Source organism: Cryobacterium ruanii (genome assembly GCF_004404055.1).
Lineage (GTDB): Bacteria > Actinomycetota > Actinomycetes > Actinomycetales > Microbacteriaceae > Cryobacterium > Cryobacterium ruanii.
In genome coordinates this window covers 262,334-281,544 of record NZ_SOHK01000012.1, presented here as the reverse complement: position 1 = coordinate 281,544, position 19,211 = coordinate 262,334, and the positions used below count along the sequence as shown (strand labels likewise).

General features: G+C 65.4%; 22 protein-coding genes. 4 read left to right on the top strand and 18 right to left on the bottom strand.

Going from position 1 to position 19,211, the window contains the following annotated elements:
• Positions 1–194 precede the first annotated feature (194 nt).
• The gene (locus E3T47_RS08545; RefSeq protein ID WP_134555643.1) at positions 195–587 is read left to right on the top strand and encodes a hypothetical protein; all 393 of its coding nucleotides are present in this window, start codon (positions 195–197) and stop codon (positions 585–587) included.
• The gene (locus tag E3T47_RS08540) at positions 587–973 is read left to right on the top strand and encodes a hypothetical protein (RefSeq protein WP_134555642.1); all 387 of its coding nucleotides are present in this window, start codon (positions 587–589) and stop codon (positions 971–973) included. Before E3T47_RS08545 ends, E3T47_RS08540 begins: the two co-directional genes overlap by 1 nt.
• Positions 974–987: 14 nt before the next feature.
• Here E3T47_RS08540 and E3T47_RS16050 read toward each other — a convergent pair whose 3' ends face one another.
• Positions 988–1,407, bottom strand: coding sequence for a hypothetical protein (locus E3T47_RS16050; RefSeq protein WP_174844652.1), 420 nt, complete (start codon positions 1,405–1,407; stop codon positions 988–990).
• A gap of 11 nt (positions 1,408–1,418) precedes the next feature.
• Positions 1,419–1,709, bottom strand: a complete 291-nt coding sequence (locus E3T47_RS08530) for a transposase (RefSeq protein WP_134555641.1) — start codon at positions 1,707–1,709, stop codon at positions 1,419–1,421.
• A 415-nt stretch (positions 1,710–2,124) separates the two neighbouring features.
• Between E3T47_RS08530 and E3T47_RS08525 the strand changes: the two genes are divergently transcribed.
• Positions 2,125–2,385, top strand: a complete 261-nt coding sequence (locus E3T47_RS08525; RefSeq protein ID WP_166805666.1) for a hypothetical protein — start codon at positions 2,125–2,127, stop codon at positions 2,383–2,385.
• Positions 2,386–2,456: 71 nt separating this feature from the next.
• On the opposite strand, the gene E3T47_RS08520 is transcribed toward E3T47_RS08525, so the two are convergent.
• The 9 genes from E3T47_RS08520 to E3T47_RS08480 form a co-directional block, all read right to left on the bottom strand.
• Positions 2,457–3,113 (bottom strand): hypothetical protein, encoded by a 657-nt coding sequence (locus tag E3T47_RS08520; protein WP_134555639.1) that lies wholly within the window; start codon positions 3,111–3,113, stop codon positions 2,457–2,459.
• A 165-nt stretch (positions 3,114–3,278) separates the two neighbouring features.
• On the bottom strand, positions 3,279–4,013 hold the full coding sequence (locus E3T47_RS08515; protein WP_134555638.1) for a nucleoside/nucleotide kinase family protein: 735 nt from the start codon (positions 4,011–4,013) through the stop codon (positions 3,279–3,281).
• A 9-nt stretch (positions 4,014–4,022) separates the two neighbouring features.
• A complete protein-coding gene (locus tag E3T47_RS08510; RefSeq protein ID WP_166805665.1) occupies positions 4,023–5,030 on the bottom strand; it encodes an acyltransferase family protein in 1,008 nt (335 codons plus the stop codon).
• Positions 5,031–5,232: 202 nt separating this feature from the next.
• Positions 5,233–5,592 carry a hypothetical protein gene (locus tag E3T47_RS08505; RefSeq protein WP_134555636.1) on the bottom strand — a complete coding sequence of 120 codons (360 nt, stop codon included), beginning with the start codon at positions 5,590–5,592 and terminating at the stop codon, positions 5,233–5,235.
• Between the two features lie 31 nt (positions 5,593–5,623).
• Complete coding sequence (locus E3T47_RS08500; RefSeq protein WP_134555635.1) at positions 5,624–6,337, bottom strand: SDR family NAD(P)-dependent oxidoreductase; 714 nt, start codon at positions 6,335–6,337, stop codon at positions 5,624–5,626.
• A gap of 13 nt (positions 6,338–6,350) precedes the next feature.
• Positions 6,351–7,115 carry an SDR family NAD(P)-dependent oxidoreductase gene (locus E3T47_RS08495; RefSeq protein ID WP_134555634.1) on the bottom strand — a complete coding sequence of 255 codons (765 nt, stop codon included), beginning with the start codon at positions 7,113–7,115 and terminating at the stop codon, positions 6,351–6,353.
• Complete coding sequence (locus tag E3T47_RS08490) at positions 7,108–8,514, bottom strand: MFS transporter (RefSeq protein ID WP_134555633.1); 1,407 nt, start codon at positions 8,512–8,514, stop codon at positions 7,108–7,110. Before E3T47_RS08490 ends, E3T47_RS08495 begins: the two co-directional genes overlap by 8 nt.
• Positions 8,511–9,401, bottom strand: coding sequence for a polysaccharide deacetylase family protein (locus E3T47_RS08485; RefSeq protein WP_134555632.1), 891 nt, complete (start codon positions 9,399–9,401; stop codon positions 8,511–8,513). Before E3T47_RS08485 ends, E3T47_RS08490 begins: the two co-directional genes overlap by 4 nt.
• A gap of 19 nt (positions 9,402–9,420) precedes the next feature.
• A complete protein-coding gene (locus tag E3T47_RS08480; protein ID WP_166805664.1) occupies positions 9,421–10,458 on the bottom strand; it encodes an asparaginase in 1,038 nt (345 codons plus the stop codon).
• Between the two features lie 214 nt (positions 10,459–10,672).
• Between E3T47_RS08480 and E3T47_RS08475 the strand changes: the two genes are divergently transcribed.
• Positions 10,673–11,710, top strand: coding sequence for a LacI family DNA-binding transcriptional regulator (locus E3T47_RS08475; RefSeq protein ID WP_134555631.1), 1,038 nt, complete (start codon positions 10,673–10,675; stop codon positions 11,708–11,710).
• A gap of 62 nt (positions 11,711–11,772) precedes the next feature.
• Here E3T47_RS08475 and E3T47_RS08470 read toward each other — a convergent pair whose 3' ends face one another.
• The 7 genes from E3T47_RS08470 to E3T47_RS08435 all read right to left on the bottom strand — a co-directional run bounded on the left by E3T47_RS08470 (position 11,773) and on the right by E3T47_RS08435 (position 19,187).
• The gene (locus E3T47_RS08470) at positions 11,773–12,093 is read right to left on the bottom strand and encodes a hypothetical protein (protein ID WP_134555630.1); all 321 of its coding nucleotides are present in this window, start codon (positions 12,091–12,093) and stop codon (positions 11,773–11,775) included.
• 111 nt (positions 12,094–12,204) lie between these two features.
• Positions 12,205–13,257 (bottom strand): RAD23 family protein, encoded by a 1,053-nt coding sequence (locus E3T47_RS08465; RefSeq protein WP_166805663.1) that lies wholly within the window; start codon positions 13,255–13,257, stop codon positions 12,205–12,207.
• A 1-nt stretch (position 13,258) separates the two neighbouring features.
• Positions 13,259–13,828 carry an arsenate reductase/protein-tyrosine-phosphatase family protein gene (locus tag E3T47_RS08455; RefSeq protein WP_134555627.1) on the bottom strand — a complete coding sequence of 190 codons (570 nt, stop codon included), beginning with the start codon at positions 13,826–13,828 and terminating at the stop codon, positions 13,259–13,261.
• Positions 13,825–15,261: a tyrosine-protein kinase domain-containing protein gene (locus E3T47_RS08450; RefSeq protein ID WP_134555626.1), complete on the bottom strand. Its 1,437-nt coding sequence runs from the start codon at positions 15,259–15,261 to the stop codon at positions 13,825–13,827. Before E3T47_RS08450 ends, E3T47_RS08455 begins: the two co-directional genes overlap by 4 nt.
• Positions 15,262–15,366: 105 nt before the next feature.
• Positions 15,367–15,888, bottom strand: a complete 522-nt coding sequence (locus tag E3T47_RS08445) for a hypothetical protein (protein ID WP_134555625.1) — start codon at positions 15,886–15,888, stop codon at positions 15,367–15,369.
• A 47-nt stretch (positions 15,889–15,935) separates the two neighbouring features.
• A complete protein-coding gene (locus E3T47_RS08440) occupies positions 15,936–17,723 on the bottom strand; it encodes a DUF4012 domain-containing protein (RefSeq protein WP_134555624.1) in 1,788 nt (595 codons plus the stop codon).
• Positions 17,724–17,753: 30 nt separating this feature from the next.
• Positions 17,754–19,187, bottom strand: coding sequence for a tyrosine-protein kinase domain-containing protein (locus tag E3T47_RS08435; RefSeq protein WP_134555623.1), 1,434 nt, complete (start codon positions 19,185–19,187; stop codon positions 17,754–17,756).
• Positions 19,188–19,211 lie beyond the last annotated feature (24 nt).

Genomic DNA, 19,211 nt, shown 5'->3' with positions numbered 1-19,211 from the left:
AGACAAACGCGCCCCACGTCGGCAGAGACGTGAAGCCTGTCTGATAGCTGTGTTTCGGGTGCGGCACGCCCCTACGTGTCACGGTTGGGTGAGGCCAGTACCTCAGAGCAAGTCCGCCGTTTGGCGCAGGGCGAGAATCAGGAATCCTCACCATGTCCAGTCCGTCTTTGACCGCAGTGCGGGACGATAGTCGTATGAGTAGTCCCGGACCCCGAGCTGGTGGCCCAACCTCGAGAAGGTCATTCACCCCAGCGCAGAAGCTTGCCTACCTCCCCGCGTACGACACGGCCATCAAGAACAACGAGGGCGGCGCGTATCTGCGCACCGAAGGGTCGCACTCCTCACAGATCACCGAGTGGCGAAAACTGCGTGACGCGGGTGTCCTCGCGGGGAAGAAACCCGGGAAGAAGATTGGCCGGTTGACGCCGGAGCAAGCGGAAATCGCCCGGTGGCGCCGCCAGCTGCGCAAGACCGAGCAGCGGTTGGAAACGACGGGGGTGGCGTTGGAGATCATGTCAAAAATGCACGAGCTACTCGAAAGTCTTTCGAAGAGCTCGCGGGACGAAACACCGCACACGAAGCCGTAATGACCGCCTACCGCGAACTGGCCAGCCGAGGGATCTCGACTCGCCTCGCGGCCGACCTGGTCGGGATCCCTCGGGCGACCGACACTCGGAAACGGCGCGTTCCCGTCGCCCGGCCGGCGCTGATTCCGGCAAACAAGATCGGCGGCGTGGGCCGCCGCGAGATCCTTGACGTCGTCAATTCGAAGCCGTACGTGGACTTGCCGCCGATTCAGATCTACGCCCAGCTGCTCGCTGCGGACACGTTCTTGTGCTCCATTTCAACGATGTATCGGGTGTTGAACGAGAATCAGCAGGTCAAGGACCGCCGCCTGGCACGTCATCCGGCCCGGGCGATCCCGGAGCTGACGGTGACGGGACCAGGTCAGGTGTATTCGTGGGACCTTTAATGCCGACGTCGGCATTAAATGTCACCGCAGAACCGGGTGCCGGGGGTTGTCGAGGTGAAGTCGCGCACCCCGTCTATGTCGAGCATGTGGTTCTGGATGTGCTCGGTGCGAGCGTCCGGGTCCACGGTCGTGGTCTTCTTCCACGCCCGCATCCGCACGGCCCGCAGGCCCCGGCCGGTGAGGATGGACCCGACCGTTCCCGTGGCGATACTGACGCCTTCCTGGCCGAGGATCGTGGTGATCTGGTCCCGGCCGGCCATGCCTTTCTCGCGGGTAAACACCCGCACCACGTGCGCGTCCAGCACAGTGTGGCGCACCTGCGTTGCTGTCGGAATAGCCGGCCGCAGCGAGCGGTAGAACGAGGCCCGGGCGACCTTCAACTTGCGGCACATCCAGTCGATGGGAAAGGAGGCCTTCTCCGCCAAGAGAAACACGAAATAGTCGTTTATCGATGCTTCGCGGCGAAGAAGGCGCTGACTTTTCCCAGGAATTCAATCTCCCTTTTCAACTCAGCATTCTCCGATTGCAAAGCCTTGAATCTAGCCCACTCGACCGGGCCATGCTCGGCAGCGCCAGCCTCCGGGTGTTCCTCCTTCCAGAGGCGAACCCAATTCCCCAGCGCCCCCTCGACAACACCGATCTCGGGTGCCACTTGAGCGACCGGCCGACCCGATGAAATCACCAGCTCCACGGCCTCGGCCCGGAACTCAGCACTGAACTTACGACGATTAGTCATGAAACAGATTCTCCTTACCTCTGTCTCAATTCACTATACGGACGCATCACGCTGGGACAGAGCCGATTGATGAACGGAGTTGGAGTCTCCACGGTAGCGGTCACTACGGATGACAAACTTCTGGTCGTGTTGCAGTCCCCCAACACACACACGGGTGCTGGCATGTGGGCAGCGTCCGGATCGGGCGCCCTTGAGCCGAAGGACCTCCCCCGGTACGAGGAGCCGTTCCTGCGCGACATGATCATCGCCGGAGCTGTCCGTAGAGCTTCGCGAAGAAACCAAACTACCGGCATCCGCCATTGGCAACAGCAGGGTTCTTAGATACGGTCGATGGCTCGACCGCGGAGGCAAACCTGAATTCAGTTGTGTGACGGCCCTCACGGTCTCATCAGACCAAGTAGAGCTTGGATCGCGCATGCATCGCATGGGATCAGACGAACGACTCTGGACCGCTGAAATACAGCTTCTCGGCCTAAACGTTGCCCTCTCCGTCGCAACCGAGCCCACGGTCGAGGAAGTACCGCTCTGGCTATCCAGCCACCTCGACAGTGACCCCGACGTGCTCCGTGGAAGAACCTCCGTATCGCTCGGACTTGCACTGGACGCTCTCGTGCGGGCACTCATACAGAACCCCCGCTTGCTCAATGAGCTTCGGTTGGCACAGCCCGTGCATTAAGTCGATATGGCACTCTAGTCGGCGTTGGCGGGGAGTGTCTCGGAAACACCGTTACCGAAACACTCTTAGACCTAACCGTGGGTGGGACGAAGGCGGTGACTTCGACGTTGCCGGCCATCGGGGTTCGGCGGCGGTGCGCTCGGGGTTGGCGCGCCGCCGCTGGTCGGGGCCGTGCGTTGGTCTGTCGGGGTGGCTACGGCATCCTCTTGGGTCGAAGTTTTAACCCGGTCAGGGGGCGAGCGGGGGACAACGTGCAGGTGCGGTGGGCCATCACGCTGCCGTCGTGGTTCGAGCTTCACCTCGGGCAGTGGGGGCACCAGGGTGAGTGGTGCGACCTTGGGCTGCGCGGGGCCCATGCCACGCCGCACCGGCGGGAGACCGGCCAGAACACGCGCCTTATTGGCCTTCTGGCTCTTGGTGCGAATGAGCCACACCAACTCGTTGCAGGCCGGATTGGCGCAGTCGAAGCGCAGAATGTTGCCGATGCGCGTCATGGCGCGGGGCTGCAGGCAGCGGTAGCACTGGGGCTGGCCCATGATGATGAGCAGCTCGGGGTCGATGATTTCCTCGAAGGTGGGATGAAACCGTTTGGCGCAGAAGTCGTTGGCGCAGGCCCACTCGAAGACGTAGCCGTGGGTGATCTCCTCGAGGGGCAGCTCGCACTCGTCGCAGACGGGCGGGTCGCCCTCGTGGCGGTTGGGGTGACCGCCGTGATGCGTGTTTGCCATGGAGGTGAGCGTAGCGCTGCAACGAGGTTTTGGGTATGGGTTGCGCTCGGGGTGCTGGCCGCTCCCACGATTTGAGATGTGGTGAAGCATACAAAAATCAAGCCGGGTTGAGCCTGGCGAAATTGCGACCAGCGAGGCGGGGCATCATCCGCTTGGGGGGTGGGGCTACTGGCCGGAGATGGTGAGGGTGGCGCTTGGGCGCGTGGCTTCGATGAGCTGGGCGTTTTGGCCGTCGACGGATTCGGCCCAGGCCAGGGCGGCTGCAGGGGTGCGTCCATGGCGTACGTGCCGGTCGACCAGACGGCGCAGGCGCTCCTGTTCGCTGGTTTCGCAGAACCAGCTCTCGGCGAGGAGGCTCGCGATCTGCACCCACGGTTCAAAGTCGGCGAGCAGGTAGTTTCCCTCGACGATGACCACGCGCGCGGCCGGCAGCACGGCGATCTCGGCAGCGATGCCCTCGCCGACGTTGCGATTGAAGCTCGGCGCATAGACGGTGTGGTCGTACTCGGTGCGGAGGCGGCGGAGGAGGGCAACGAATCCCCACCCGTCGAAGGTATCGATGGCCCCCTTGCGGTCGTGCCGGCCGAGGCGGTCGAGGGTGGCGTTGGCGAGGTGGTAGCCGTCCATGGGGAGGTGCACGGCTATAGCGGTGCTGCCCAGCAGTTCGTTGACCTTCGCCGCGACGTTGATGGCGAGGGTGGTCTTGCCGGCGCCGGGGCTGCCGGCTATTCCGACCAGAATGCGGCCGTGCTCTGGCAGCAGCGCGATGACCCGACGCGCGAGGCCGGTCAGGTCAGCGCATGCCGCGGGCTCGGCCGGGAGCACCGCGGCATGCGCCTGCGTGGTTGGGGCGCCAGCGAAGGGGGAATGCGGCGAAGCGCTCGAGTTGCTGTTCGGCATGAGTCGACTCTAGAGCGGACGCGAAGTAGGTGTGGGCGGCGGCTGGGCTGGAGCGGTGCCAGCACCGGTGAAGACGGTACCGAGCGGCGTTCGACTGACGAAATAGGCGAGTGCCCACGACACCACCAGAACGACGAGGAACACCAGGACCTCGGGTAGGTCGACCGGGAATTTGCTCAGCAACAAGATGAATGCACTGTGGGTCAGCACAACCGCGAGCCCGATAGTGGCCGCTCTCGTAACGACCTTGGCAACACGTGGCGTGACGGATGCAAACACCCATTGAACCAGGAGGACGAGACCGGCAGAAATGGCGCTGGCAATCACAACGCTGACCACGGGTGTGCCGAAGTCACCCTGCTTCAGGTCCAGTGGCTGCGATACGCCGGTCACGATGAGGGCTGCTGAGCCCGCCAGGAGTGCAACTGACACCCCGACCCTCGACTTGAGCCTCGGGGCGATGCGTCGAAAGAAAATGCCAGCCAGGATGAAAATCATGCCGGGGACGGCAACGCCCAGCGAAAAAGGTACAGCGGTCACCAGATGGGGGGCGAGGTAGGCGACAGCCAACCCGGCGACAGCCACGGCCCAGGGTATCCAGCCCGGAAAGCGTTGAAGCGCCCGAAGGAACACACAGGCGGCGAAGAGCGCGGTGACGAACCAGAAGGCGAAAAACGGTGCGCCCATGTAGGAACCGCCGAGCAACACGTTGACGAATTGTAGAGTCTGCCCATTCGCCCACAGGAATGCACCGTACACGGCACCGATGCAGACGAGCCACGCGGCGTACGGCACGAGCAGTGCGCGTACCCTCTTGGCAAATTCGACGCCGAGCGAGCGTTCATTGGCCCAGAAATAACCACTCAGAAAAAAGAACACGGGAACGTGCCAGGTATACAGGCCCATGCGGGCGATGTCATTGCTACGGTCCGACCAGACATGTCCAGCCACGATGGCCACAATCCCGAAAACGCGCAAGCCATCGATTTGGGCCGAGCGCAGTCTTGTGTTGTCCACGTGGCGAAGCCTACGACTCCGTGCCTTCAGCACACCTGAGAAACAAAAGCCCCCACCCCTTTTTTTTGCGGGCCGTCTGCCCCGAGAGCAGGAGGGCAGCGCAGGTTTGCGTGGCCCCTCGAGGGGCAACTCGCACTCGTCTCAGATGGGCGGGTCACCCTCGCGGCGGCTGGTGCGTTGCTCAGGCTCGTTGCAGCGTCGATCAGCGGGGCGTGCCAGCGAGCAAGCGCTGCCGCGTCAGGTCGAGCCCGAGGGCGACGACGCGCACCGAAAGACCCGAGGGCTCTTCAGCGAGCGCCCGCATCTCGAGCGCCTGCTGCAGCACCGACGCACTTCCAACGGGAAGCGCGCGCCAGATGTCAGCCACGGTCTGGCACAACGAGATCGAGCCGGTGGCACTGGTCACCGACCATCCTGCGGCGAGCGCCGAGATGCGGGGTGCACCGGGCAGGCCTGCATAGACGGCGGACACCGTTTGCGCCACCAGAATGCGATTTCTGAGGGTGTGTTCGTTGCCCATCACCGGGTCGGGGTAGACCGTCGCGCCGCATGCTCCGCACATGTTTGATTCCTGACTGACCTGACGGCCCGAGTTACTGCATGACGTCGCCGGAGTTGGGCCCGAGGGTCTGCCCCACGTAGAGATTTCCTCCCGGCTCGCTCGCAAGCAGCAGCGCCGTGGGGGCGACTTCTGCCGCCACGCCGAATCGCCCGAGCGGCAATTCGGCGCGCTTGGCAAGCTTCCATTCCTCGGAGATACCCTGCACAAGCGGGGTCTCGATCGGGCCGGGAGCGATGCTGTTGACGAGCACGTTGTCGCTGGCAACTTCAAGCGCCAGCGATTTGGTGAAGGCCACGACCCCGGCCTTCGCCGCCGAGTAGTGGCTCAGGCCGGTGCCACCCTTGATGGCGAGCTGGGAGGCGATGTTGATGATGCGGCCCCATTTCTGTTGGCGCATCTCCCCCACCACCTCCCGACAGCACAGGAACACCCCGGTGAGGTCAACCGAGACGGTCTCGTTCCACATGGCGAGTGTCATGTCTTGCACTGGTGACTCGGTGAGCAGGCCCGCACTGTTCACCAGGATGTCAATGCTGCCAAGTCGTTGGCGAGCCGTCGCGAAGGCTGCACGCACGCTCTCTTCCTGGGATACATCGACGCTGACCGCGTCGGCGCCCGCACGATCGAGTACGACCACGCGGTCACCGTTGGCGACAAATGCTTCGGCAATCGCCCGCCCGATTCCACTATTGCCGCCGGTAACGACGACTCCTCGGCCGGTGGACGTGCGATGCCGTTCGATCATTTCTGTTCCATATCTAGGCGCGCATTTTCACGGTGAGTCCGCCGTCAACGATGAGCGACTGCCCGGTGACGTACCCGGCCTGCGATGAAGTAAGAAACGCGATGACGCTGGCCACTTCGGCCGGCGTGCCCACACGTCCCCAGGGAATGTCCTTGCCTGCTCGGGCGAGGCCATCCGGTCCCAGCGAATTCACCGGGTCGAGTGACTGCGGAGTTTCGATGAGGCCGGGAATGACCGCATTGACCCGAATGCCCTGTGGCCCCAGCTCAACAGCCACACTGCGAATCAGTCCGAGCACGCCGGCTTTCGCGGCAGCATAGTGAGCATGGCCCTCCCACCCGTAAACCGCCCCGGCGATCGAGGAGACCGCAACCATGGCGCCACCCTCGGTCATGCGTTCGGCACCGGCACGCAACGTGCGCAGCACACCGGTGAGGTCGACATCGAGCATGTCGGTCCACCGGGCATCTGTCATGTCGGCGAGCGATGAATGACGCAAAATGCCCGCATTGGCGACGGCGTAGTCGAGGCCGCCGTACTCGTCGACCGCCCGTTGGGCGAAAGCGTCAACGGATGCCGTGCTGCGCACGTCGACCTCATGCACGACGGCTTCGCCCCCGGCATCTCGCACCAGCCGCAGTGTTTCTTGCGGGTCATGCGGGTCGCCCGGGAAGGTGCCGATGATACTGCGCACCCCCTCGCCGGCATAGTGCACGGCGAGGGCCCGGCCGATACCGCTAGCGGCACCGGTGATGATCGCGACGCGAGGTTCAGGCACGCTGGGCTTTCAACTCGATTTCCGGTGCGACATCGAGGGGAGCTTCTGCCATGGGCTTGGCGGCGAACATGAGCAAACCCGAGATGAGGGTGCCGAGGGCGCCAACCCAGAGCGCGGCGGTTCCCGTGTTGGCTCCGGCAGCGACGGCGGTGAACAGCGCGCCGCCGATAACGATTCCGGGCTGGCTCATCGCGCCGATGAACGCCGTGCCGGTGGCGCGGCAGCTCACCGGGTAGCACTCCGCCATGAAGTACTGAATAGCCGCGTACGGACCAACGAGAAAGAAGAGGCCGGCGCCGAAGCTTGCGACGATGGTCACGGGGCTGTTGGCGAGGGGGCTCAACATGATGGTGAAGGCGACCGATGCGAGAATCCAACCGCTGATGATGGTGCGCTTGCGGCCGATCTTGTCGCCGAGCCACCCGTGGAACACGTAGCCGAAGTAGGCCAGGGCGTTGATGACAATGAGCATCCAGAAGGCATCGGAGAGTTCGACGCCCTTGGCGTTCTTGAGCACCGAGCTTCCCAGAATGCTGAAGATCATGATGCCAAAGAAGTTGAAGATCCAGGCGAGCGAGAACACGATCGTGTTGCGGCGCAGCTTCGGCTCCCAGATGAGCTTGAGCGGTGCGGTCGAGGAGTGCTCGACGCCGTACGACCCGGCAAGCAGGTGGGCCTCTTCGGTGCGCCCGGCCTTATCGAGTCGGGTGAGTTCACTGTGCAGCTCGAACTGGGGAGTTTCTTTGAGCTTGCGTGCAATGGCCCACACGATGAGGGCGGCGGGGATGGTGGCCATCAGATACAGGGCGCGCCAGCCGAAGGTCGGGAGAAAAGCCAGGGCGAGCGCGCTGGCGAGCAGAAAGCCGAGCGGCCAACCGCCCTGAATGAAGGAGTAGCTCAGGCCCGGACGCTTGCGCTTCTTCTCGTCTTCGGTGACCTGGTAGACCTCGTTCATATACGTCGCGTTGACGGCCTGCTCGGAGAACCCGAGACCGCCAAAGGATCGCACGATCACGAGCAAGCCGCTGCTGAGGAAGGCCATTCCGGTGGGGATGATGGCGGTGAGGCCGGAGACGATGGCCGTGCCACCGACGGTGACCATCATGCCCTTGCGTCGTCCGAGGCGGTCGATGACCGGACCGACGCCGAAGCACACGATCGCGGTACCAACGGCGATCCAGGTGTTAATCGCGTACGCTTCCGGCGCGGTCCACCCGAAGGATTCCTGCATGGCGGGAAGAAGCGTGCCGAACAGTCCGTAGTCGAAGACGGCAACGGTCCAGGCCAACAGCGCCAAAATCGTGGCGGTGCGGGTCTGCTTCACGGTGAAGGCGGGAAAACGACGTTTCTCGTTGACGGTCGCCGCCGTGAGATCGAGGGTGGGGGATTTCAGTTTCATGCGGAGGGAACCTTTCGGGGAGAACGGGCGAGGAAGGAATCTGCAATCTGGTCGAAGGTGTTCCAGCTGACGCCTTCGTGGGAGTTGAAATGCTCGATGAGGCGCTCGAGCATGAGGAGAACTTGCGGTCGCCCGGAGACATCGGGGTGGATCGTCATCGTGAAGACGGCCTGATCCATTTCGCGGTAGACCCAGTCGAACTGGTCCTTCCACATCTGTTCGATATCGCGCGGGTTCACGAAACCGTGCGAGTTCGGGGCGGCCTTGATGAACATCATCGGCGGCAGGTCATCGAGGTACCAGTTGGCGGGGATCTCTACCAGGTCGGTCTCGGTGCCGCGCACGAGCGGCTCCATCCAGGTCTGGGCGTTCTGGGCGTAGTCGATCTTTTTCCAGCTGTCACCGACACGCACGTAGTACGGCTCGAAGTCATTGTGCATGAGCGAGTGGTCGTACTTGATGCCGCGCTCGAGCAGAATTTCGTTCGTCACCGATGAGAATTCCCACCATGGGGCGACATACCCGGTGGGGCGCCGACCCGAGACGTTTTCGATCAGTTCGATGGATCGGTCCAGGATCGTGGTTTCCTGCTCGCGGGTCATCGCGATCGGGTTCTCGTGGGAGTAGCCGTGCACGCCCATCTCGTGCCCGGCGGCAACGATCATGCGGGTGAGTTCGGGAAAGGTCTCGATGGAGTGCCCGGGAACGAACCAGGTGGCGGGCAAGTCGTACTTGTCGAACAGTCGAATAAGTCGCGGCCCACCGACCTCGCCGCTGAACATGCCGCGGGAGATGTCGCACGGGGAATCTTCGCCGCCGTAGGAACCGAGCATGCCGGCGACAGCGTCGACATCAACTCCAAATGCAATCTGTATATCTTTTTTCATATCTGTGCCTTTCGTTGCACTAACAAATTTGGGCGGGCTCGGCGATGGCTGCCCCGTGCAGGGCGAAGGCGTCGGCGATCTCATCGTGGTTGAAATTGAGCTGCAGCAGCAGGCTGAGCAGAATCAGCGATTGCGAGGGACGCAGCAGGCCAGTGGGGATAGCGCCGGCCGCGACGAGGTCTCGTCCTCCGCCGGCGCCGTAGATCGGGATGACCGGGCCGGCGCTCACCCGGGTGCTCGTCACCACGACGGTGCCGGCTGCGGTGGCCGCGACGACGGCGGCGCACAGGGCGGGGTTGGCGTTGCCGCTTCCCGTCGCTTGCAGAACGATTCCGCTGGCCCCGGCAGAGACGGATGCCCGCAGAAAGAGTCCGTCCGCCCCCGGGTAGGCAGACACCACGTCGACGCGCCTGGCCTGGCTGGGCGGGAGGGGTGGCAGGGGGAGCGGGGGCATCCGCTGGTCATGACGGGTGATAACGACGTCACCGGTGGCGGTTAGAAAACCGGCCGCGCCAAAGTCGGGGTTGGTGAAGGCACGGAGCGCGAAGGTCTCTGCTTTGCGCACACCGCGCGCGGAGAATATCTCGCCGGCGAAAACGATCAGCACGCCGAGGCCTGCTGCCGCGGGTGATCCAGCGACCGCGATGGCATCGGCGAGGTTGCCAGGGCCGTCAGGGTCGGCGGCGTCGGCGGATTTTTGCGCCCCGGTGAAGACCACCGGGCTCACGTGGTCGTGGGTGAGGTCGGCCAGGTAGGCGGTCTCTTCCATCGTGTCGGTGCCGTGCGTGACAACGACCCCCCGCACCGATGGATCGGCCAAGGCAATCTTGATCTGCGCGCAGATCGCGATCATGTCGACGAGAGTGAGCAGGTACGACCCCTCACAGGCCACGTCGACGACCCGAACGGGGTAGGCCGGGGCTGTGGCCAGACCACCGAGAATCTGCGCACCGGCGTCGGCGGCAACCGCGGCGCCGCCTTCCGCGGAGCGGGCGCGCGACGAGATTGTTCCACCGGTCGCCAGCAACACCACGTGGGTGCCGGCACGATCTGTCATTATTTTCTCCGAAAGTCGGTACCCAAACGATTGGGTTTCTTGATGCAAGAGTAGATACCCAATGTTTCGGCCGACTGCACGCGTCATTGCGGGTACTTAACGTTCACTACCCAATCGTTTGGGTAGTGAGGTGTTCAAACTATAGAATGAGATCAATAGGCTCGTCAAGCTTCGTATCCGGCTTTCTCGGATAACTGAAACTGGAGACAGCGACATGACAGACATCAGACCGGGATCCGTCACCCTCAAAGACCTGGCCGCCGAACTCGGCCTGCACCCGTCGACCGTGTCGCGCATCCTGCACGGAAAGACCGATACGGCACGCGGCGCCGCCGCGCCGGCTACGGCCCGACGCGTACGGGAGCTGGCCAAGAAGGTGGGTTACTCCCCCGATCCCCACGCCACGAGCCTGCGCACGCGGCGTACTCACCTTCTCGGCGTCATCGTCCCGCGGCTCTCCGACCTCGTGCTCGCCGTGATGTACGAGGGAATCGACGAGGCCGCCGACGACGCCAACTATTCCACATTCGTCATGAACTCCCGCGACGATACATTGATACAGCGGCGCAAGATGGAAATCATGCTGTCTCGGCGGGTCGACGGCCTCATCATCGGTGACGCGCACCTCGACGGCAACATTCTCGACGAACTCACCGAACGCCAGGTGCCGTTCGTGCTGATGAACCGCGCCATTGCCGGTTTCGCATCAGCCACCTGCGATGACACCCTGGGCGGAGCCCTGGTGGCGCAGCACCTGTGGGACCAGGGCCACCGGGATGTGGCCATCATCGCTGGTGAACCCTACGCCAGTACTGCAGTCGATCGCACGCACGGCTTCGTCTCCCGGTTTCGCACGCTCGGCGGAACGATCCCCGAGAGCGCTATCGTGTGGTCGCGCTTCGACACGACGGGCGGGCACACCGCAGCGGATAGCATTCTGCGCGACACAGATCGTCGCCCCAGTGCGATCTTCGCGGTCAACGACTTCGCGGCCATCGGCGCCATGGGCGCGGCAAATTCTCACGGATTGCACGTGGGCCGCGACCTGGCAATTGTCGGATTCAATGACACGTCACTGGCCGCGCAACTGCCCATCGCGCTGTCGTCGGTGCGATCGCCGATGCTCGACATTGGCCGGGTCGCCGTGAAGTTGCTCCTCGGCGTGCTGAACGGAGACGCCGTGGAGTCGGTTCGACTCGCTCCTGTGTTGTGTGTGCGCGACAGCAGCGATTTCAGGTGCGCGACGGGGTAGAAGACAAACGGTGAGGGTGGCCAGGCAGATGTAGCCGGGCGGGGCCGGGTCAGGGGGGCGGGTCAGGGGGCGTTGGGGGGCCAGGTGCCGTCGCATCCGCTTTGCTCGCAGGCGAACTGCCAGCCGTCACCGTCGTGGACCACCTGCATGGGCATGAGGCAGCGGCGGCAATTGGGCGTGCGCGCCCCGGCCGGAACGGTGGCGGCCAGCTCTGACTCGGAGTAGGGCGGGCCGAAGTAGAGCTGCGTGCACGCGAGGTTCTCGCAGCCGTAGTCGTAACCCGTGCCATGCCAGGTGACCTGCATGGGCTCGCCGCATTCGGCGCAGAGATGCGGCTCGTGCACGTCTCTGTGCTGAAAAACCCACGAGAGGTTGTCGTCCATGGGCTGAGACTAGTCCCGCGGGCGTTTTCGCGTCGGGGATTCGCGATTCTGTGGAGAAGTCGCGGGCGCGCGCTCGCCGGTGCCGCACTTGTCTGCGGACAGCCCGCCCCTCTAGAGCCAGGTCTGGCCGGCGTCGGTGGAGCGCAGGGTGAGGTCGCCGATCCAGAGCCAGACCGTGTCGTCGTCGGCGACGGAGACCGCAATGTTTCCGGCCAGGGCGGCGGGCGCCTCGTCGGTGACATAGCATCCGGTAGCGCTCGCGATCGGGGCCCCGGCCGGGTCTGCGGGGTCGACACTGACGTCGATGACGCCCAGGCCGAGGCAGGTGGCTGGTGCCGGGGTGGCGGTCGGCTGGGTGGTGACGGGCGCGGGCCCGGCAGCGAGGGCGAGGTAACCGCCGGGAGTCGCCGTGAGGGTGAGCGCCCCGGGAACGGTCAGCGGTGCTGACCAGGAGGCGGCGGCATCCGCCGTGGTGAAGATGCGGGCGTCAGCGCAGAGTACGGCGGCGGCGTCGGCTGACGCGCCGGGCGCGAGGGCGACGACCGCGTCGCACGGGGCGGTCTGCACGCCGTCGGGGCCGTGCAGTTCGGCGCGGTCGGCCGGGTCGACGTACCACGCGGTGTCGAGTTCATCGTCGGCGGAGGCGTAGTTGTCGCCGCCGACGAAGGTGCGCACGACCTGGGCTGAGCAGTCAGCCTGGGCGAATCCGAGCATCTGGGCGACCGCACCGTTGGTCGGGTCGATGCTCTGCAGGGCGGTGACCTCGGTGGGCGTGTTGGCGTCGGTCGTGGTCCAGGTGGCGCCGGCGTCGGTGCTCACCTCGGGCTCGGCGAGCGGGTCGGGGCAGGTTCCGGTGATGGCTCGCCAGGCGACGGTCGACGACACCGCCGAGAGGATGCGCGTGGCCGGCACCGGGCTGACCGCAACGGCCGCCGAGGCGGTCGGGCTCGGCGTGGAAGTCGGGGACGCCGTGGGAGTCGGCGACGTCGTGGGGGCGAGCGTCGCGCGTGGCGAGGCGACGGGGAGCACGGTCTGCGCCTGCGTAGCGGTGAGGGCGGTGGCGACCAGGTAGATGTCAACGAGCAGGAACAGGCCGACGGCGACGTAGATCCAGGCGCGGCGGCGCGAGGAGTCGCGCGGGGCTGATCGGCTAAAACGACGCATATCAGTGCCCACGCAGGGCAGGGGCCAGGGCCGCCGCAATCGTTGTGACCGAGTCGTCGATGATGGCGGCCACGCGGGTGTACACGGCCGCCGACTGCCGGTAGGGGTCATCGATATCGTCGAGGGTGGGAGGAGTCGGCGAGGGATGCAGACCGCGGGTCGCCGCGATCGAAGCGACGAAGGCCGAGAAAGCGGATGCCGACGGCTCGGTTTCTGTGGCAGAAACCAGGCGGGCAAACTGGTTGAGCGTGAAGGTGTACCGGGTGGCCTTTGGCAGCAGGGTGACCACCTCACGGCGATGGTCCCGCGTGGCCGTGAGAATGAGATCGGCGTCGGCGACGAGTTGCTCGGTGAGCTGGCGGGCCGAATGGTCGGTTGAGAGCGCTCCGTGCTTGAGTGCGAGCGCGGCCGCCTCGTCGGTCATCGGGCTCGCGACCATGGCGCGCGTGCCGGCGCTGTGCACCTCAGCCTGCAGGCCGAGCGCCGCGAAACGCGCGCGCAGCAGCTGCTCGGCGAGGGGCGACCGGCAGATATTGCCGGTGCAGACCAGGAGGATACGAACAGCGCTCATGCTTGGGCTCTCGATCGGCGGGAGTACGGCGGGGCGACCATCTCGGGTTCCGCTGTGACGTCGCCGTAGGTGTGACCATAGCCGTATTGTCCGTAGTGGCCATAGCCGTAGGCATCCGGTCCCTTGGTCTGCAGCATGGTCAAAACCAGCCCGCTAATGGGCGCACCGACGCTCTGTAGTGCGGCGATGGCGCCCTTGAGCTGGTTCTTCTGCGTGCGGCCGGCGGCGATGATGACGATGGCGCCGCCGACGCTCTTGGCGAGGATTGCGGCATCCGTTACGGGCAGCAGGGGCGGCGAGTCGAAGATGACGACGTCGAAGGTGCGGTTGAACTCCTGGAGGAGGGTGGCCATACCGGCCGAGCCGAGCAGTTCGCTCGGGTTGGGCGGAATATGGCCGGCGGGCAGCACGAACAGTTGACCGTTGCCCCACGGCTGAATCACGTCGGCGAGTTCGGCGCGACCGATCAGAACGTCGGTGAGGCCGACGGCGCCCTCGATGTTCATGTATTCGGCGATCTTGGGGCGACGCAGGTCGGCGTCGACGAGCAGAACGCGAGCGCCCGCGTCAGCCAGGGCGATGGCCAAGTTGGCGCTCGTGGTGCTCTTGCCCTCGCTACCGATGGAGGACGTGACGACGAAGGAGCGATCGGCGCGACCAAGATCGAGGTATTGCAGATTGGTGCGCAGGGTGCGAAAGGATTCCGCTCGAGGGCTGCGCGGATCCGCGTGCACGATGAGTGGGCGCTCGGTGGCTTTCGGGTCGAACACGATGCCGCCGATGACCGGCATGTCGGTGACCTGCTCGACGTCGCGCTGGCTGCGAATGCGGGTGTCGAGCGTTTCGCGCAGCACGGCCAGGCCGACGCCGAGGGCGAGCCCCACCAGTGCGCCGAGCGCGATGTTGAGGGGAACGTTCGGGCTCACCGGAGTGATCGGCACACTGGCCACTCGCACACGGGTGAGCTTGACCGGCGCAGCGGCGCTCGGGTCGTCGGGCTGTTCAATCTCTTGAACGCCCTCGGTGAGGCTCTGCGACACCGCATTGGCGATGTCGGCCGCGCGCACCGGGTCGGGGTCGGTGACCGTGATGTCGATGATCGAGGTGTCGAGCTGGGCCGAAACGGAAATGGCCCGTTCGAGCTCGGCCGATGTCAGGTCGAGTTTCAGGCTCTCAATGACCGGCAGCAGCACGAGCGGCGTCGTCGCGAGGCCGGAATAGGTCTTCACCCGTGCCACCGTGAAGCTGTTGCCCTGCACCAGATCGGACGTGGTGCCACTCGACTGCGTCGAGACGAAGACCTGGGACATGGCGCTGTACCTGGGCGTCTGCAGGATCGAGAAAGCAGATGCTGCGGCCACGGCCACCAGCGTCAGCGCGACGATGAGAAGCCAGCTCTTGCGCAGGATGCGAATATAGTCGCGGAGTTCCAAGTGGCGACCTTTCGTTGCGGTACATAAATGCCCCCCGTAGCTTCGCACAGATCGGCGATCACGGTGCCGGGCTTCTGCCCCGTAAGCAGGGGCCCGGGCACTAAATCAGGCGTGCTGCTGGCGGGCCAGTCGGCGGCGGATGAGCACGAGTGCGAGCCCGAGCAGCAGCATCGCCACGATAATGATGGGCAGCAGAACCGGCACCGCGAAGCCGGCGGACGGCAGGCTCGCGGAGCCGTCGGCGGCGACGACCGTGATGGTGGCCGTTCCCACGCTCTGCGAGCTGAGGCCGGTCGCGGTCAGGGTGTACGAGCCGGTGGCGTCGGCCGGCAAAATCACGGTGAGGTCGAGCGCGCCGACGCGGGTGGCCGAGCGCACGACGTCGACGGTCGCTGCGCGCACCAGGCCGAACGTCACAGCTCCCTCGCCGGTAACGGCCACGGAGACGCGCTCCAGGTTCTCGAAGGCACCGTCGCCGAATGCCACGCTGACCTCGCCGCCGGCCTGCTGGTCACCGCTGACCGAGATGAGGTCGGCGGCGACATAGCCGGCGGCCTGCGCCGCGACCGGTACCGCCAGCACGGCAACGACAGCGATCGTGAGGGTGGCGAGATGTTTTTTGAGCAAGGTGTGGATCCCCCGAGGTTGTGCTGGCCGGTTCGCCGCGGCGAGCCCTAACAACCGAAGTCTAGTTGGGTGACCTCGTGCAGTGTGATGAGCGGGGTGCTGCGCACCTCGAGGTCACCGCTGAACGGCTCGTCGCCGAGCCAGCTGAAACGCAGCACGGTGCTCTCCCCCGGCGCGAGTTCGATGCCGATCGTGCTGACCGGGTAGGTCGCATCGGTGGCCGGGTGGTACGCAACGGTGGCGCCGTCGCGGGTCACGCCGAGATTCTGCAGTTCGGGCGTGCCGTAGGCGCTAACCATGGTCTTGATGTTGCCGCGCGGCACCCCGAAGGCGCCGCCGCCGGTGACGTAGGCGGGCAGACTGGTGGCGGCATCCGCTGGCGCCGTGTTGGTGAGGGTGACCTCGACCGAGTACTGCGGGCGCAGGTCCTGGCGGCAGGTCTGCTGGCCGATGGCGGTGTGTGCGTCGAGGTAGAGATCCATCTTGGCGCCGGTGCCGTCGTTGAAATACAGCCCGAAGCGGTTGGTGGAGCTGTCGCTGACTGGGCGCGTTCCGGCGAGCGTGGTGTCGGACAGCAGGGCCTGCTCGGCCTCGTCGGCGTTGTAGACCAGCACCCGGTGTTCGGTTGCGGCCCGGGCGAGCGCGGCGATGAGCTTGGTCGGGTCGGCGCGGCCGCTCTTGACGGCGTCGAAGACCGCGCCGGCGGCGGCGGCGAAGAAGGCATCCTGCTGGGCCGGCACCTCGTATCGTGCGTAGACGTCGCTCAGCAGCAGCTGCACGGCGTTGTCGGCGGTGAGTTCGTCGCCGGTGGCGAGGGTGATGGGGCCCGTGGCGTCGAGCAAGTAGCTCAGCGCCACCGGATCGACCGACAGCACGCCGGCGGCCTCGACGCCGAATTCGAGGCGCCACATTTCGCGGGCGAGGGCGCCGCTCTGCGCGAAGTCGGGCGTCATGGTGACGTTTTGAATGAATTGACCGGTGATGTCGCTGTAGATGCCGCGGATCTCATCGCCGAGCGGCAGCACGGGCGCCGGATACTCGGGAAACGAACTGGAACTGGCCTGCTGGGTGAGCTCGATGCTGCCGGCGTCGGTGTGCAGCAGGGCGAGGGCACCGGGAATGCCGCCCGCGGAGCGCAGTTCGGCCGGGTTTTGAAACAGCAGGATGTAGTCGCGCGGTGCATCAGCGCCGAGCATGGCCGGCAGCAGGGTGACCGCGCGGTTCATGCCATCGAGGGTGACCGCGGTCTCGACGGTAACGGCCCGCAGCTGCGTGACGGCGTTGCGCACGACCTCGAGCACGTCGCCGGTGTCGATAGCGCTGACGTTCGCGGCCGCCCGAGCCAGCGCGGCGTCGGCCGCGGCCACCTGCGGTTGCGCGTCGACGAGGGGCTGCAGGGCGATCTTTCCGTCAACCGGTTTGAAATCGGTCAGGTTGAGGTTGCCCGCGAGGTCGGCGAGCGGTGTCACCGCGTTCTCGGCGACGTCGGCGACCACCGCGGCAAGTTCGCGCACCGCCTGCAGGTTCGGCCCGAGAAACGGTAGCAGTTCGAAGGTGCGCCAGATGGGGTCGCTCGTGCGCGACCGCGCGGTCTCGGCGAATTCGGCGAGTTGTGCGGCGGTCTGGGCCGCGGCCGCGCCGTCTCCGGCGACCACCTGGTTTCGAATGCTCGCGGCGAGCGGCACCGCGGCCTGCAGGGCGTCCTTGGCCTGCAGCCCGCGAATGCCCACCCAGGCAGTGGCGGCGATCACGACGACGAGCGCCCCGAGCACGACCAGGCCCACGATGGTACGCGAACGCTTCGGAGGCGCGGCGTGCGAGCGCGTAGTGGACATTGCCCTATTCAAGCAGAGCGCAGCGGCAGGTTAGTTCTTGACGCGCGAGCCGCGGGTTCGTTCTGGAACGACCGAGGGCACGACGGCCGGAACGGTGGTGTCGCCGTATCCGTAGCCATACCCGTAATGACCATAGCCGTAGGCGTCTGGTCCCTTGGTCGGCAGCATCGTGAGCACCATGCCAGAAACCGGTGCGCCCACGTTGTCGAGCGCGGCGATGGCACCCTTGAGCTGGTTCTTCTGGGTGCGACCGGCAGCGACCACGATGAGCGCCCCGCCCACGTTCTTGGCGAGGATGGCAGCATCCGTGACCGGAAGCAGCGGCGGCGAGTCGAAGAGCACCACGTCGAACGCCCGGTTGAACTCGGTGATGAGCTGGGTCATTCGGGTGGAGCCGAGCAACTCGCTCGGGTTCGGCGGCACATGGCCAGCCGGCAGCACGAAGAGCTGGCCCTTGCCCCACGGCTGAATGACGTCGGCCAGATCGGCTCGTCCGATGAGCACATCGGTGAGCCCGACGGCACCCTCGACGTCCATGTAATCGGCTAACTTCGGGCGGCGCAGGTCGGCGTCGACGAGCAGAACGCGCGAGCCGGCATCCGCTAGCGCAATGGCGAGGTTGGCGCCGGTTGTGCTCTTGCCCTCGCTCTCGATCGACGAGGTGATGACGAAGGAACGGTCGGTGCGACCGACATCGAGATACTGCAGGTTGGTGCGCAGCGTGCGAAAGGACTCAGCGCGCGGGCTGCGCGGGTCAACGTGCACGATGAGCGGGCGGTCCTTGGCCTTGGGATCGAAGACGATGCCGCCGAGAATGGGCAGGTCGGTGATCTGTTCGACATCGTGGGTGTTGCGAATGCGGGTTTCGAGCGTTTCGCGCAGCACCGCGAGGCCCACGCCGAGGGCCAGGCCCACGAGCGCCCCGAGGGCGATGTTGAGCGGCACGTTGGGGCTGACCGGAATGGTCGGCACCGTGGCCTGCTGGGCGCGGGTGAGTTTGACCGGCGAGGTCGCGTCGGTCGTGTCAGGGGTCTCGATGTCTTCGACGACGAGCGCGAGGCTGGCCGAGACGGCGTTCGCCGTGTCGGCCGCGCGCACCGGGTCGGTATCGGTGACCGTGATATCGATGATCGAGGTGTCCAGCTGGGCGGAGGCTTCGACCTTCTTCTCCAACTCATCGGCCGTGATGCCGAGCTCGAGGCTGGCCACGACGGGCAGCAGCACGATGGGGGTCGTGACGAGCGCGGAATAGGTCTTGACCCGCGCGACCGAAAAGCTGTTGCCCTGAGCCAGGTCGGCCGTTGACCCGCTGGACTGGGTGAAGATGACGACCGTGGACGTGGCACTGTACTGGGGCGTCTGCACGATCGAGTAAACGGATGCCGCCCCCACCATTACGAGCGTCAACAAGACGATGAGCACCCAGCTCTTGCGCAGAATTCGAATATAGTCGCGTAGTTCCATACGACAGCGTTCCCCTCAGGTGTT